General features: G+C 60.0%; 12 protein-coding genes. 4 read left to right on the top strand and 8 right to left on the bottom strand.

Annotated elements, in window-relative coordinates; all coding sequences use genetic code 11:
- The first annotated feature begins 302 nt into the window (after positions 1-302).
- The gene (locus JQ632_RS40015) at positions 303-887 is read left to right on the top strand and encodes a winged helix-turn-helix transcriptional regulator (RefSeq protein WP_409363472.1); all 585 of its coding nucleotides are present in this window, start codon (positions 303-305) and stop codon (positions 885-887) included.
- A gap of 261 nt (positions 888-1,148) precedes the next feature.
- On the opposite strand, the gene JQ632_RS08170 is transcribed toward JQ632_RS40015, so the two are convergent.
- Both JQ632_RS08170 and JQ632_RS39350 read right to left on the bottom strand, forming a co-directional pair.
- Positions 1,149-1,553 (bottom strand): hypothetical protein, encoded by a 405-nt coding sequence (locus JQ632_RS08170; RefSeq protein WP_212401784.1) that lies wholly within the window; start codon positions 1,551-1,553, stop codon positions 1,149-1,151.
- A gap of 12 nt (positions 1,554-1,565) precedes the next feature.
- A complete protein-coding gene (locus JQ632_RS39350; protein WP_249151583.1) occupies positions 1,566-1,766 on the bottom strand; it encodes a hypothetical protein in 201 nt (66 codons plus the stop codon).
- Between JQ632_RS39350 and JQ632_RS08165 the strand changes: the two genes are divergently transcribed.
- The 3 genes from JQ632_RS08165 (at position 1,674) to JQ632_RS08155 (ending at position 5,337) form a co-directional block, all read left to right on the top strand.
- On the top strand, positions 1,674-2,093 hold the full coding sequence (locus JQ632_RS08165; RefSeq protein ID WP_212401783.1) for a hypothetical protein: 420 nt from the start codon (positions 1,674-1,676) through the stop codon (positions 2,091-2,093). The two genes, JQ632_RS39350 and JQ632_RS08165, sit on opposite strands and share 93 nt — an antisense overlap.
- A 339-nt stretch (positions 2,094-2,432) precedes the next feature.
- Positions 2,433-4,505 (top strand): methyl-accepting chemotaxis protein, encoded by a 2,073-nt coding sequence (locus JQ632_RS08160; protein ID WP_212401782.1) that lies wholly within the window; start codon positions 2,433-2,435, stop codon positions 4,503-4,505.
- Positions 4,506-4,899: 394 nt separating this feature from the next.
- Positions 4,900-5,337 (top strand): helix-turn-helix domain-containing protein, encoded by a 438-nt coding sequence (locus JQ632_RS08155; RefSeq protein ID WP_212401781.1) that lies wholly within the window; start codon positions 4,900-4,902, stop codon positions 5,335-5,337.
- A 457-nt stretch (positions 5,338-5,794) separates the two neighbouring features.
- Here the strand turns inward: JQ632_RS08155 and JQ632_RS08150 are convergent, their stop codons facing one another.
- The 6 genes from JQ632_RS08150 to JQ632_RS08125 form a co-directional block, all read right to left on the bottom strand.
- Positions 5,795-7,012: an FAD-dependent monooxygenase gene (locus JQ632_RS08150; RefSeq protein WP_212401780.1), complete on the bottom strand. Its 1,218-nt coding sequence runs from the start codon at positions 7,010-7,012 to the stop codon at positions 5,795-5,797.
- Between the two features lie 501 nt (positions 7,013-7,513).
- Entirely contained in the window at positions 7,514-8,941 is a 1,428-nt protein-coding gene (locus JQ632_RS08145) for an aldehyde dehydrogenase family protein (protein ID WP_212401779.1), read from the bottom strand.
- A 765-nt stretch (positions 8,942-9,706) separates the two neighbouring features.
- A complete protein-coding gene (locus tag JQ632_RS08140; RefSeq protein WP_212401778.1) occupies positions 9,707-10,681 on the bottom strand; it encodes a nitronate monooxygenase in 975 nt (324 codons plus the stop codon).
- A 124-nt stretch (positions 10,682-10,805) separates the two neighbouring features.
- The gene (locus JQ632_RS08135; protein ID WP_212401777.1) at positions 10,806-11,681 is read right to left on the bottom strand and encodes an alpha/beta hydrolase; all 876 of its coding nucleotides are present in this window, start codon (positions 11,679-11,681) and stop codon (positions 10,806-10,808) included.
- Positions 11,682-11,793: 112 nt separating this feature from the next.
- Positions 11,794-13,158, bottom strand: coding sequence for a homogentisate 1,2-dioxygenase (hmgA, locus tag JQ632_RS08130; RefSeq protein ID WP_212401776.1), 1,365 nt, complete (start codon positions 13,156-13,158; stop codon positions 11,794-11,796).
- A 444-nt stretch (positions 13,159-13,602) separates the two neighbouring features.
- Positions 13,603-15,291, bottom strand: a complete 1,689-nt coding sequence (locus tag JQ632_RS08125; RefSeq protein WP_212401775.1) for an FAD-dependent oxidoreductase — start codon at positions 15,289-15,291, stop codon at positions 13,603-13,605.
- Positions 15,292-15,425 lie beyond the last annotated feature (134 nt).

Below are 15,425 nucleotides of genomic sequence, written 5' to 3'. Positions count from 1 at the left end.
CGCGATGTTCGCACCCGAGACCGGGACGCGCCGCTGCGCTTTCTCAATTGCAACTTCCGATAGGAACAGAGCGACGCATGGCTAGCTTTCACGACAACATCCCGCACCCGCAATTCCTGTACGGAAGATCCTGATCGTGAACCGTCAGCACTCTGCCGTTGGCTGCAGGATGCTCGGACCCCAAAGCTCGCTCAACCGAGAGCGCAAGGATTCACCTACGCCGGCAGCCCGCGCGTCATGGTGCGAAGACGATGCCGTACGCCAGGGACGTGGGCTGAAGGGGCGAAATAGCCTGTGTTGACGTGCGACATGGAACAGGTCTCTCTGTTGCAGTAAACCCCCGCCTTGAGTATCTAGAATATACCAAGCGTCAACTAGGCACCCTAAATCGCCTTGGTATATCGGATGAAACCGCCTTGCTCGCGCCACGGCCGCAATACTTCTCATCCGACTGTCCGAGCCGCGCACTGTTCGACGAGATCGCCGGCAAGTGGTCGGCGATGGTTCTGAAGGTGCAGAACGATGGACCGCAGCGCTTCAACGTGATCAGGCGCCGGCTCGAAGGGATCGCCCAGAAAGCGCTTACCCAATGTTTTCGCCGCCTTGAGCGCAACAGGCTCTGGTTCGAAAACGGTGCCGCCGACGGCTTCAACGTCATGCCGCCCTTCCCGCCCGGCGGCTTCGACTTGTTCTCCGAGCAGGTGGTACCAATCTTGCGCAACCGCGGCCTGTTCCGCCAAGACTACGCCGGCAGGACGCTTCGTGATCATTACAGCTTGGACCATCCGGCGAGCGTGTTCTCAAGATCTATTGAGGCGATCGTTAGAAGCAGAGCAGTCAGTTTCGGCGCAATGCTTGCACGCGCTGGACTCTTCAGGTTTCGCTGAGGGTATGAATGCGGGGACGCGGGCGTGGTACGGCCCGGCGACCGCGCATGGGTTCGCGTTTCGGGCCGTACCGGCTCTTTGATGTGCCCGGTGCGCAACTCGGCTGCCTAGTGGCCGAATCGAAGCGCGATCGGTAGATCGCGGCGGCATGGCCGCAAACAAGCAACGGCGGTGCGCTTGAGGCTGAGGAGGCGAGCTACAGTCCGGGACTATAGCGCCGCCGCGCAGAGCTGGCGACAATTCTTTGGTCCCGATGACACCTTAAGAGGCGCTTGCTCTTGCCCGTTCGCGGGCCTCCCGGCGTTCACGGCGCCGCTTCGCACGGTCGGCAGGCAGCGGGAGCGGAGGAACGAGCGCTTTTTCGGGTAACGCTCCGTGATCGATCGAGACTGCTTCGACGGGTTGGGGCGTTACCGGCCGGGCTTCCATAAATTCGAGCACCTCCCGCCCCTTGGAAGTCAATCGCCACCCGCCGCTTACGCGTTCGACCAGCCCTTGTGACCAGATGTCGAGATCCGGGACCTGTGCCGCGAGGCGTCTGGTTCGGTCCGCCCAATCGCGTCCGCTAGTCGCCAGGACGGCCATGTCGCGTTTGAGGTCCTCCATCAAGGCGAATCCATCCGGATAGGCCACCAGGATCTTAAGAACCGTCACCTGGAAGTTCACGGCCGCTCCGGATCAGCGCCACATGGTGGCCGCGTGAGACAGAGCCTCACGGCCAACCTGCCTGAGACCCTCGGGAGAAACTTCGCCCATTGTGGCTGCCTCGAGGATCTTCGAGGTTACATGGACACGTGCTCCGGTCTCGCTGCGCGAGACGCTCTCGCATACTACATCGAGAACCGCGCGCAAAAAGGCGGTGGTGGCGGTGTCGAACATGAAATGCCCCAAGAGAGAAAACCTCATCCTAGACCGAATCTTCTGGCTGGTAATTCAGGCATGTTAAGCTTTTTGGTAAGGGCGCTCGGAATTCAGGGAAGCAGCGGGGCCGTGGCGTGCCAAGGTGCGAGGGGCACTGGCCTCGACGAAGCGGGCATGCTCTGCCCGCTTATGCGCGAATCCTCGCGCCGCCCGAAGGAAAACCTCAAGTCTGCGAACGTGGAGCTGACTGCAGCCGACCTCGATAAGATCGAGAAATCCGCCGCGGCGATACGAGTCGCAGGCGAGCGCTATCCGCCGCACCTGACGGCGACCACCGGACATTGATCAAGGCGTGTTCCGTTATTGTCACCCCCAAGAATCGCGGGAGTCCCCGCTCGCATGGTGGGCCACGTTGTGCGTTACTGGCGACCTCGTCGAGGTGCGAGGCTTCGTCCGCGCTGTTGTCGAGAAGGTCTCTCGGTCGCTCGCCGCCTCCGGGCCGGTCGCCTTTCCCGGTTAGTTACTATTACGTGCGGTATAGAAATGACCGCGCACCGCTTCATCATCAAATATAACCTATTTGAATTAACAGTCAACTTATTTGATCTACCAGTACACCGCTTAGGCAAATTTTAGCTTATCTCCATCATCTCATTGAAACACAACAATGTGGTGGGAACAGCGATGAAGATCGGTCAGCTCTTTGCAGTGTCGATGGCCTCTGTGACGGTGCTGGCGGTGTTGCCCGCAGCGCAGATCGTCGTCGGACAATATCGTTCAATGGTCGACAAATCGGATGCGATCAAGGCGGTCGAGGCTTTCGGTGCTGTCCTGCTCTTTTCACAAAATGTCATTGGTCATCGCTCGCCCTACCTCGCACTGTTCCAGGATGGACCGGCCACCAACGCCCAGCTTGATGCGACGACCAAGACCAAACAGTCCTCTGATGCGGCCTTGGCAAAGGCCCGCCAAGCTTTAGCCGAGCTCGATGATGATGGCGGCATTGCCGACGCTCTCAATCAGGCCGCATCCAAATTGGCTGACATTCGCAGCCGGGCCGATGCTGCCCTGCTGGTGCCGCTCGCGTCCCGTGACCAACAAGCGACAATGGGGTTCATGCCCGTTGTGGCCCAAGCCGCCGCCACGCTCGAACCGGTGCTCAACCGGTTGCAAAACAAGGTCGCTAGTTCCGACGCTTCCCTGACGACGTTGTTGAATATCGCCCGCACCGCGCAGGACCTGCGTGCGAGCGTCGGAGGCCGCGCGGCCGCCCTGTCACCAGCGGTAAGCGCTCGTCGGCCAGTTGCTGCGGCAGAAAAGGCGATTATGGACCGCGCCCAGGGCCGGATCGAAGCCGACCGCGAAGTTGTGGAAGCCGGAATCGATCAGCTTGGCAATCCGGCCCCGCTCGCGGCAGCACTCAAAGATGCCAAGGATGCCTATTTCGGTCGTGCGGCTTCGATCATTGACAATGAAATCGCCGCCAGGATGGGCGACGCGAAGGACGCGCTCGATGCCGATCAATTTACGGCCTCGGTGCTCCCCGCCGTACAGAAATTCTTCGACATTCGCGATGCCGCGATCACCCAAGCCCGCGAACGTGCCACAAACGAACGCAATCGAGCTCGCATCCTCTTGGGTGTCGCCACCGCCGTCGTCGTCGCCCTGCTCGGCCTGCTTGTCGGTGTGACCATGCTCTTGCGCCGCCGTGTGATTGCTCCGATCGTAAATCTGACCGAGGTGATTGGCGAGATGGCCGAGGGCCGCAACGATGTCGCGATCCCTGCCGGCGATCGTGCCGACGAGATCGGAGCGATGGCAGGGTCGCTCGAGACCTTCAAGGAAGCGCTCCTGGCAAAGAAAGCGGCCGAAGTTGCTGCTGCGGCGGACGCGCAGGCCAAAATCGAGCGGGGCCAGCGCGTTGAGCACTTCACTTCCGAATTCGAGACCGCGATCGGCGAGGTCATCAGTGTAGTCTCGGAGGCCGCAAGTGAGTTGGAGCGATCCGCCGGCACGCTAACGACAACGGCCGGGCGCTCGCTGGAGTTGGCAACAGTGGTCGCGGGCGCCTCCGAAGAGGCATCCAGGAATGTGCAATCGGTCGCCTCTGCCACCGAGCAGATGGCCTCCTCAGTCGATGAAATCAGCCGCCAGGTGCATGATTCTGCGAAGATTGCTCGTGAAGCGATGGAACAGGCCCGTACGACCAATGAACGGGTCAGCGAACTCGCCACGGCCGCGGCGCGGATCGGCGACGTGGTCGAATTGATCAACGCGATCGCGGGCCAAACCAACCTTCTGGCGCTCAACGCCACCATCGAGGCGGCGCGTGCCGGCGAAGCCGGGCGCGGCTTTGCCGTGGTCGCCTCGGAGGTGAAGGCCCTGGCGGAGCAGACCGCCAAGGCCACGGGCGAGATCGGCCAGCAGATTGGCGGCATCCAGAGCGCCACACAGGAATCGGTCGGCTCGATCAAGGAGATCAGCGACACCATCGCGCGCATGTCGGAGATTGCCTCAGCCATCGCATCTGCGGTCGAGGAGCAGAGCTCGGCCACGCGCGAGATATCTCGCAATGTGCAGCAGGCCGCGCACGGCACGCAGGAAGTCTCGGCCAGCGTCGCTGATGTGAGGCAAGGCGCCAACGAGACCGGAGCCGCTTCCTCTCAGATGCTCGCTTCGGCGAAGGCGCTCGCCGGCCAAAGCAGCCGGCTCGAGAACGAAGTCGCGGAGTTCCTAGATTCAGTACGGGCGGCGTGAGCGTTTCGGTCAGAGCACAGTTGCCCTCGACCTGTTTGCTTTCTCATTCGAGCGAGCCGGTCCGCATGAAGCGCGGCCGTAGGAGATCTCAAAAAGCGGCCCGCAAGCTCAAATCGCGATCGCTTGCTCCCATTTCCCGAACTCGGATGATTGCTTGGGCACGTTCTAGGCTGCGGTGTGCGCCTCCCGAAAATCGGCGCAGCGATCGTCCAGCCGCTCGTGCGCTTGCGCGGCGCGAATTCGCTCAAATTTCCCTCAAATAAGTCCAGCTCGTGTTGGCGTGCGACATGGAACAGGTCTCTCTGTTGCAAATAACGCCTGTGCTAAGTATCTAGAATATACCAAGCGTCAACTAGGCCCCCTAAATCGCCTTGGTATATCGGAGGAAACCGCCTTGCTCGAGCTACAGCCGCAATGCTTCTCATCGGACTGTCCGAGCCGCGCATTGTTCGACGAGATCGCCGACAAGTGGTCGGCGATGGTTCTGGCCGTTCTGAACGATGGACCGCAGCGCTTCAACGTGATCAGGCGCCGGCTCGAAGGGATCACCCAGAAAGCGCTTACCCAATGCCTTCGCCGCCTTGAGCGCAATGGGCTAGTTTCGCGTCAGGTGATGTCGTCGTCGCCGGTGGCCGTCCAGTATCAGATCACAGACCTTGGCCGTACTCTGCAGCAGCCACTTAGAGAGCTTCACGCTTGGACACTTGCCATGCTGCCACAGGTCCAAGAGGCGCGACAGGCGTTCGATCACATGTCATCAGGGCTGAGTGCCCGATCATCGTCGAGCCGATCGACTGAATCAGGTGCCGGCGAACAGAGGGACCGAACTTAGGGCTGTACTGGGTTGCCCGGAACGGCACCGTTGGTTGGACCATGCTCGAACACGCTTGCCGGTCAAAGCGCAACGGGTGGAGTTCGCGCTCGAGATCGATTGAGGTCAACATATTCGGCCATCCGGGCAAAGCCTACCATCGCGGGGCTATTGCCGCATAAGGATCCTCAGGTTTTCTTGCACTGCCCTTTGAACGTGTTCGACAGCGAGTCCGGAAAGACCTTGCCTCCTCCTCTCGCGCCCCTTTGAGGATCTCTCGAATTGGCTCTTGAGGTGAGCCAGGCGCTGACGCAGCGGGCTGCTGCGAAAATGACCGGGTAGCATGATGGCCAAAGTGGCGGCATCGCTCAAGAGCCGGCGGGCACAAACGTTGGGCAGGCCGCATGAAGCGTGCATCCCCACGGCACAGCACTGTCACGTCACAAAGGTCGTGCTGATGAGCAACTTGCAAGAGCGCTCAACGCATCGTTCTCCCGCCATCGTAGCTCGGAAATACGAAATCCTCTGCGACTTGCTTTTCTCGCTTCGCCGGGCTCGGTCTGAACAGCTTTTGCACGACGGTGCTCGCGAAGGTCCTCTGAGTGAGACGCGTAAGTGAAATCCCGAACCAGGTTTTCGCATGCAGTATCCGAATGAGGCGGGGACTCAACTGGTTCTGTGACACTTCGATATAGGGGCGGACCAACTTTTCATAGGCGCCAAAGGCTTCAGTGTGGGTCTCGCATCGTCCGATCTCGCCAGCGAGCACATAGGCGCCAACCAAACCGAGAGCCGTACCTGTCCCCGTGAACGGCGTCGGAGAGTGCGCCGCGTCGCCGACCAAGACGAACCGGCCTTTCGACCAGGTGGAGGCCTTTACCTGGCTCATCGGCCCAAAATAAAAGTCGTAGACCGTATCGAGCTGCGCGGTGATCCGATCGGCGATCGTGCCTCGGCCTTTGAGCGCCTGGAGCAGCAACCGCCGTCTCGCCGCGACATTGTCGCCCTCGATGTCGAGTTTCTTCCGGAGAAAGGTCGTCAGGACGGTCGTCTCCGTCTCGTTCCCGGGTCGTAGCGTGATGAATGTGCCGCCCACGCCGTTGACCGAATAAGCCCAGTTGCCGTCCTCTGGGCGTCGAGGAATCTTGAAGAACGACATGGAGGCGCCGAGGTAGCGAAAGCGGATTTCTTGGGCCAGGATCCTGGCTCTGGTTGCGGAGTTGGTGCCCTCGGCGCAGATCACCAATTCGAAGTCTTCTACTGAGCCGTCGTCGAAGGTGACCGACATGCAAGCGCCGGTGTCTTCGAGGTCGGTGACGAACCTCCCGAAGCGATATTCGCAGTCGGCGTTCGTGGCTTCGAAGAGGACACGGGCGAAATCGCCTCGCAGAATCTCAAAATCGCTCGTCAGCGTGCCGATGGCTCCCTTCGGAAAGGTGGCGATCAGATTGCCCGCGGCATCGAGATACTTCTGGCCCTGTTCCAGGGTGTCCTTGGATTCGATCTCATCAACGAGGCCCATCATCTTGATGACCTGCTGCCCTGCACCCTTAATGTCGACGTTCTGACCGCCATCCCTGAGGGTCTGCGCCCTTTCCACGACGACGACGGCGTAGCCGTATTTGTGCAGCCAATAGGCGCATGCGGGGCCGGCAATGCCGGCCCCGCAGATCAGGATCTTCTTTCCGACTTTCATTTATCCTCACAAATGGCGGTCCGGCCGCTTCCGTGCGGAGACCCATCGCGCCGGAGAGCGACCGAAGTTAGGGCCGTGTGGCGTTGTCCAGGAGGGCACCGATGGTTGGGGTATGCTCGAACAACAAACGGCACGCTTGCCGGTGAAAGCGCAATGGGTGGAATTCGCGTTTGAGGTCAACATATTCGACCATCTGCGCAAAGCTCACTCTCGCGGGGCATCTCTATTGCCGCATAAAGATGCCCAATGGTTTTCGTTGTACAGGCGTGTCCGGCAGTGAGCCTGGAAAGACGGCGCCTCCTCCGTGCGTTGCTTTTCAGGTGAGCCAGGTCGTCGCCGACCATCAACGTTTATCGCTGGGCTTGGTCCGGTGAGGGGAAACCGAAACGCGTTGTTCCGCTTCTCCAGACCGGATCCAGTTCGTCAAACCTTTATGCGGATTGAATTCGTGTTAGCTGGTTCGAAAGCCGAGCGGGCCCGGCTATCAAATCAGCGCGCACGTCAGGCCGCTTTGCGGAAGCCAACGATCGCCTTGGTTTCCAGGAACTCGCCGAACGCGACCTCTCCCCATTCGCGTCCGTTGCCGGATTGCTTGTATCCACCAAACGGCGCCGCAAAATCCATGTCGGCATAATTTAGCGTCACCTGTCCGGCCCGCAGCTTCCGCGCCACCGCCTCTGCCGCAGAGTGTTCGCCCTGAACATAAGCGGCGAGGCCGAACACCGTATCGTTGGCGATCGCCACTGCATCCGCTTCGTCCGCGTAGCCAATGATCGAGAGCACCGGCCCGAAGATCTCCTCCCGCGCTATGGTCATATCGTTCGTCACGTCGGCAAAAACTGTCGGGCGGATATAGAAGCCTGTATCTAGTCCCTCGGGTCGGCCAAGGCCGCCGGTGACGAGCGTCGCGCCTTCATCTATGCCAGCCTTGATCAGGCGCTGGATCTTGTTCCACTGCGCCTCGGACGCGACCGGACCCATCTTGGCGTTGCTGGCCGGATGTCCGACGACCCACTCCTCTGCTGCAGCGCGGGCAAGCTGAGCGACTTCGGCCATCCGCTTAGCCGGTACAAGCATCCGAGATGGCGCATTGCACGACTGGCCGCTGTTGAGCATGACCTGGGCCACGCCAGCTTTCACCGCCGATGCCAGCTCGGCGCTGGGCAGGAGGATGTTCGGCGATTTGCCGCCCAGTTCCTGATGCACGCGCTTCACTGTCAACGCAGCGTTGCGCGCCACCTGGATGCCGGCGGGCGTCGAGCCGGTGAACGAGACGAGATCAACGTTGGGATGACTCGTCAGGGCGTTGCCTACGCCCTGTCCGTCTCCATGTACCAGGTTGAACACGCCGGCAGGCACCTGGGCATCCTGCAGGATCTCCGTTAAGATCGTCGCGGAAAAGGGCGATACCTCGGACGGTTTCAGCACCATCGTGCACCCCGTCGCCAATGCGGCGGCCACCTTGCAGGTCACCTGATTCACCGGCCAGTTCCACGGAGTGATGAGGGCGCAGACGCCAATCGGCTCGCGCACGACCTCGGTGGTGCCGATGCCCTGCTCAAAGCTGTAGTTCGCCAGCGCGGCGCGAGCGATCTGGAAATGGACGAGGCCCACCGGTGCCTGCAACTGCTCTGCAAGCCACAGGGGCGCGCCCATTTCTTCCGACACCGCCAAGGCCAGGTCGCCGATCCGCCGTTGATAGGCGGCGATGATCCGGTCAAACAGCGCAAGCCGTTCCTCGACCGACGTCAGCGAGAACGTCTCAAACGCCTTGCGCGCCGCGGCGACCGCCTTGTCGACGTCGTTGGCGTCGCCGAGCGCGACCTGGCCGGCCACCGATTCATCCGCCGGATTGATGACGTCGATCACGGCCTGGCTGCTGGGCTGCACCCACGATCCGTCGATATAGAACTGAAGATTGCTACGCATAGGGTCCTCATGATTCTCGAGTTGTCATTGGAAGGTTTCGCCGCCGCGGTCGTCGCGCACAGTATCGGCATCGAAGGCGCCTCGATGGAGGCATACGTATACTGAGCAAGCCCCACGTCAATCAGGCACTTGAAGTCGCGTTAGTAGGACAAAGCATACCGCAAGCAAGCTATCGATCGCTGGTTTCTCGAGAGCTGGAGCGCAACCCCCTCCGCGCTAAGTCGTCGCGCTTCGACCAGCGCCACCATTGTGCAGAGAGCCGGCCGATCGCGCAGCTTAGCCAGCCGACGGAAGCTCTGGATCCATCCGGCGTTGTTACCGCGCCGACCACCGCCCGAATATCTGACGGGCCGCACCGACCTCGCGCAACTTCACGGCTGTCCATTCAGGCAACGCCCGGAATGCATGTTGCAACGTTCAGCACCGCGGGGAGATCTGACGATCCCCACCCAACGGCAAAGGCGAGATCACTTGTCGCGAAAACATGCGACTTCACGGCGGAAGCAGTAGGTAGAACCTCCAGCATCACGCCTTGCAGCCGTCGACGAATAGCTCGAAGCGCCGAGGCCATCATCGAACACGGTCAGATCCATCATCGACGATGTGATCGAACAAGGCACGGCTTGAGCATCCCGATTCAACACCTTCGAACGCCGAAGGTTGCCTGAGCAACATGTCGTGAGCCTGCGTGCGCCAACCGTCAGGTCTTGGAATGCCACGCCCGATCGCGCTTGAAACTCATCATTCCTGCCGCCGATAAGACCCTCATTGATTCTGAGCGTTTTCATATTCTTGTAAAGTTTGTTCGACGATTTCCGCGACTGTCTCGACGGCCCGCACGCCTGATACGGAATGGCCCGCACTTTGGAGACCGGTCCACCTCCTAGGACCGGTCGAGCGGGAGCCATACCGCTGCTTCGCTTCGGCCGCGGAAATTGACTCATCGAGCCTGTCCGGATCCAGCCCGGCCGCTACTATCGATGGACGAAGGTAGCTGCCCCAAAGGCCATTGAAGGCCTTCGTTAACACGATATCATCCATCGATGATCGGACCAACATCTCCCGGTAAGCATCCGCCGCCATGCTTTCGCGTGCGGCAATGAACTTAGTTCCCATGTAGGCGAGATCGCACCCCAAGACCTCTGCCGCCCGCAGCGCCACCCCGTCGCTTATGCCTCCAGCGAGCACAATAGGTCCGTCGAAGATTTCTCGGACGGCACGAGCGTAAGCAAATGGATTGAGCCATCCCGTCTGACCGCCAGCGCCAGCAGTGAGCAGAACCAATCCGTCTACTCCGACGTCGATCGCCTTCCGAGCATGTTCGACTGTGGCCACGTCGGCGAAGACGAAAACACCGGCCTGCTTGAGACGCGACATGATTGGCTTCGGAGAGCCGACGCTTGTAATCACCATCTCGACGTCATATCGCAGGATTGCATCCACGTGGTCGTCGAGATCATCGGCTCTCATGATCAAATTGGGGCAGATCGGCGCGAACGCCCCGGGCTCCTCCCCAAGGCCGCGCTTGATGTCCGACAACCAGGCATCGAGCCCGCCACTGACCTGAAGTACCCTGGGATTGAGGGTCGGGAAGGCTCCAATGATGCCGGCTCGACACGCAGCAACGACCAGGTCGGGTCCAGAAACGTGGAGCATTGGAGCGGCGATGAGAGGAAGGCGAAGACGATCACGAAACCGCTTAGGGAGCCTCGAGCCGGGGACATGCGCAGACGATTTCATTTTGAGACCCTTCAAGCCAAAACACTGGAGCTAGTCGATCGACCGGAACGAAAGTCCGCTTGATCCTGTTCCTGCTCGCTCGAGCGCTCAATGCTCAATCTCGGCTCACAGCCAGCGAGTCAGGCTATTGGTCCGAAAGTGAGGCAATGAAATGCAAGGCAGTTCGGTGAAAGCTGCTACGCTCATCGCATAGCTCATTGAGAACGTCGAAATGGTTGCCCGGAACAACGTGGCGCGAGATATTCCTGTTCAACGATCGGAAGATCGCTACGTAACGGTCGGACTGCCATTTGAACTCCTGCGTTTCATCTTTTCCGCAAGCAACAAGCTGCGGAACGTTGGATATCCTTGTCTGATTTACAGGGCTTTGGCTGTATGCTTCATCCGGGTCGAGATGAAGCTGGTCATTGTTGGACGTCGCCAGTAGTGGCCCCAAGTCATAGATGCCCGACACCAAGATGGCGCCTTTAACCAGATCTTGCGGTAGCCCCTCCGAAAAAGAGGGCCAGTTGGTCGTCATCATCATTCCTGAAATATGCGCTCCGGCTGAGTGGCCAACAATGGACAACTTTTCCCGGTCTCCGCCCAGACCATCGACGTTGTGCCACAGCCAGGCCATGGCCTTACGAGCCTGATCGACAATCTGGGTCATGCGGACCCCGGGGCAAAAGTCGTAGTTGATCGCTGCAAAGGAAACGCCGTTTTTGACAAATGTTTCGGCAAGAAAGCTGTATGAGGATTTATCTCCTCTCTGCCAGTAGCCACCGTGAATAAACACCACCGTGGGCGAGGACTTCGGCTCGGCACTCGGGAAGTAATCCAGCCGATCACGTGGGCCTGCTCCGTATGATAGGTCCAACTGGCACTTGCTGGCTTGGCGAAATGCCGTGCTTCGCCCATTCCAATCCGGAAGAAAATGCAGATCGGGTCGCAGATGCCCCAGCGCGTACTGCTTCTCTAGTCTGTCGTCTATCATCGCTGCCTGCCTGACGCTGATCATGAGTGAGACTTGGCCGAGAGCCCTATCGAGCCGGATGTTCGCGCGGCATCTATCTCGGCATCGAGGATGTTGCCGCCGCTGACGCATATGAGGACTGCGCTACGGCTCCGGCTTAGGTCGAGCCAAAGGGCTTCCTCCCACCAAACTGTCGGCTAAGCCCGTCCCAGCAGTTCGGATAAGTGCCGTCGAGCAAGTGCAGCTGTGAAGCGTAAGCCGTGGCGCTCAGCGGATAACGGGTCTCGAACATGAAGGCCATCGTCCCCGACAAACGTTCGGGGGCCAAGGCCTTATGGCTCGCCTTCTCGAAAGCTTCCGCATCCGGACCATGCGCGATCAGGCCATTGTGCAAGCTCATTCCGCCCGGAACGAAGCCATCCGGCTTCGCATCGTAGACGCCGTAGATGAGCCCCATGAATTCGCTCATCACGTTCATGTGGTACCATGGCGGCCGGAAGGATTCCTCCATTACGATCCAACGCTCGGGAAATATCACGAAGTCCACGTTGGCTGTCCCGGCGATCTCAGAGCTCGCGGTCAGCACGGTATAGATCGATGGATCAGGATGGTCGAACAGAACCGATCCGACTGGCGAGAACCGGCGCAGATCGTATTTCACTGGTGCGAAGTTGCCATGCCAGCCGACGACATCAAGGGGAGACTGCGGAAGATCCGTCACGTACAGGCGGCCGAGCGACTTCACGAAAAGCTGGCATGGCTTCTCTTTGTCCTCGAAGCGCGCGACGGGCGCCAGGAAGTCGCGGGGATTGGCAAGGCAGTTAGCGCCGATCGGGCCTCGTTCAGGCAGCGTGAAATAGCTGCCGTAGTTCTCGCAAACGTAGCCGCGCGCCGGTCCGCTCGGCAGATCGACCTTGAACTTCATCCCTTTTGGAACGATGACGATCTCACCCGGTATGGCATCGAGGACCCCGCATTCGGTGAATATACGGATCGAGTTCTCCTGCGGCACGAGCAGCAGTTCGCCGTCGGCATTGTAGAGGTAGCGGTCCTCCATAGAACGGTTTGCGACGTAGACATGGGCCGCCATCCCTAACTGCAGGTGCACATCGCCGCACGTGGCGATGGTACGAAGACCGGAGAGAAAGTCGCACGGCTCGTCCGGAATGGCGATCGGCGCCCATCGCATCTGCGCGATCGGCAGACTTGACTCGTCGCGGCAAGGAGCGGTCCGGATCAGTCCGGCATCGACCTGGCGAAAGCCGCGGCCATGCTGGACAGAGGGTCGGATGCGATAGAACCAGGTGCGCTTATTACTGTGACGTGGGGCCGTGAACGCGGTGCCAGAAAGCTGTTCGGCATACAGGCCGAGCGGCGCTTTTTGCGGCGAATTCCGCGCCAGAGGCAGTGCATTGGGAACCGCCTCGGTCGCGAAAGAGTTCTCAAATCCGGTCATGTAGGCCGGTGAACCGTCGCGCGGCGAGAGGACGGCCTCACTGAACTCGAAGGGAGGGATTGTCATGATACGAAACGCCTGTCTGGACGTGGAGTCGGGACGTTGATCATGCCGAGCCGCGCCGGCCTGGTCAGTCCCATGAGCGGGTGACACGAAACGGCTTAGTTCAGCTCACGAGCGACGCCGTTAAACGGCCGGCAAAGACTGACCGGCGCGGGTGCACTGTTCGCCAGTTGCGCGGGCGACAGGGGTTTCTGCCTCGCGAACGTGCTGTTCAAATATGCGGTGGATCAGCGCGCGACGGTGAACCACACTGCTGCTGACCTGCGGGAAGTTGTCGGAGATATTTTGAGCGACTTGAACCGCAGTCACGGGGAGCTATATGCCAAGGGGGCAGTTCTTCCTCCGCCCCGGGCAATTGGTGAGAGCCACGGTGGTGTTGATCAGGACAACCGTTGTTTGTATTACCCGGTTGGGCCGCGATGCCTCTAACAGTCAGTGGCGGCATCGCTAACCCATACGCCTTAGGTATTCACCCTCTCCTGCCTTCCCTGCTAAGGCTCCGCGCAAACGGTCTATCAACCTGAACGAATCGCTCGGCAAATCGTCTCCACGCCAAGCGACATGCTGATCGGGTCGCGCTAACACCAGCTTTGTCGAATAAAGCGCAGCTGCTTCTTTCGACACCACATCAAGCACCGTGAGTGGAAATCCACGCTCCTGCGCGGCGGCAACGATTCGGCCGACATCGACCGACGGATCGAATCGCAACAAGGTATATTCCGGCCCAAGAGCGTCGTAGAGCGAGCGGCCGTCGTCGAACCAAAAATGGGGAACACGACACCCGGGCACCGTCGACGAGGTAAAGCTCCCAAGTGTGTAGGTCGGATGCGCGCCACCATCGTAAGCGATCAATGGCGAACCGTCGTAGAAGTAACCAAAATTCAGGCCGGCAGCCGCGAATTGCTTGGTATTCGTCTCACAAGCAACACGACCAGCTTCGGCGCGGGCCTGCTCACCTTCAGGTCCTTCTTCAAGGATGTTGGCAGGAACAGAGCTGCGGCGCCGCGTCTCTTCTTCAGCTTGCGACATCGCCAGATGCGATACCTGCTCAGTGATTGGCCATCGCTCCGCCTCATAGGCATCGAGAATCGCCGCAGGCGCCCAGCCGTTGAGATTCGCGGCGAGTAGCCACGACAAATTCATCGCATCCGCAATGCCGGCATTCATGCCGTAGCCAGCATACGGTGCCCAGAGGTGGGCCGCATCGCCGGCGAGAAAGATGCGCCGGTCGCGAAATCTATCAGCAATCAGGCGCCGTCCGATCCAGTCTTGCTTCGAAATCACCTCATAGCTGAAATCACGGCTGACGCCAAGAATTGCGCGAATGCTGCCGTCACGATCCACCGCATCGAAATCGAATTGGTCGGGCCGGAGAAAGTTGAAGATCATCCATAGCTCACGCCCATCAATCGCGATCACATTGCCACTCAGCTTCGGATTGAGCGAGTAGGTCATCCAGGCTCGTTCGTGCTGCTGTTGAGCAATGAGCTGGGGGGCGCGAATAAAGGTCGCCTGCACGCGCATGAATTCTCCGTCGCCTTCGAGCTTGATGCCGAGCCCCCGCCTCACCGTCGATCGTGCCCCGTCGCATCCAATGAGATATCGGGCGGAATAGGTGTGGACCTCTCCGGTATCGAGATCGCGGCCAACGGCAGTGACTTGACCCTCATCCTGGGAGAAACTCTCGAGTTCTACGCGATTGTAAATTTTGACGCGTGGCGTTGCTGCGACGTAGTCGAATAGGATCGGCTCGAGCATGAGCTGGTTGACGCGATGCGGGAGCTCAGGCGTTGGCCAGTTCGAATCTACACCGGTCCGATCGGTGAAGCGGTCGCGCCGGCACGGGATGTGGATCCGACCGCACTCACGCCCGGTAAAAGCGGTGCGGTAAGCGACTGCGTGCGGATAATCTTCGGGTAGGCCGGCGTTACGCAGCTTTGATGCAACGCCGAGCCGTCGAAAGACCTCCATTGACCGAGAGCTGACATGGTTGCACTTCGGGTCGGGTGCATCGCCCTTACCACGCCGCTCAATGATCGCGACCTCGATGCCGCGCCGAGCAAGATCGAGTGCAAGCGTAAGGCCGACAGGCCCTGCACCGCCAATCAGGACAGACGCTGCGCGCTCGCTGGACATGACAGACTTTCCTCGTGTGACGACACGCCGAGCTCTCGGCACGGACCAGCCCCGGTCACTTGACGAGGCCGGCTGAGCCCGCAAAATGCATCTAATCATGCAGACCCATGCTGCTCTGGTCAGTCCCATGAGCG

The organism is Bradyrhizobium liaoningense (genome assembly GCF_018130955.1).
GTDB lineage: Bacteria > Pseudomonadota > Alphaproteobacteria > Rhizobiales > Xanthobacteraceae > Bradyrhizobium > Bradyrhizobium liaoningense_C.
The sequence above is the reverse complement of the archived record's forward strand: the minus strand, read 5'-3'. Positions and strand labels throughout refer to the sequence as shown.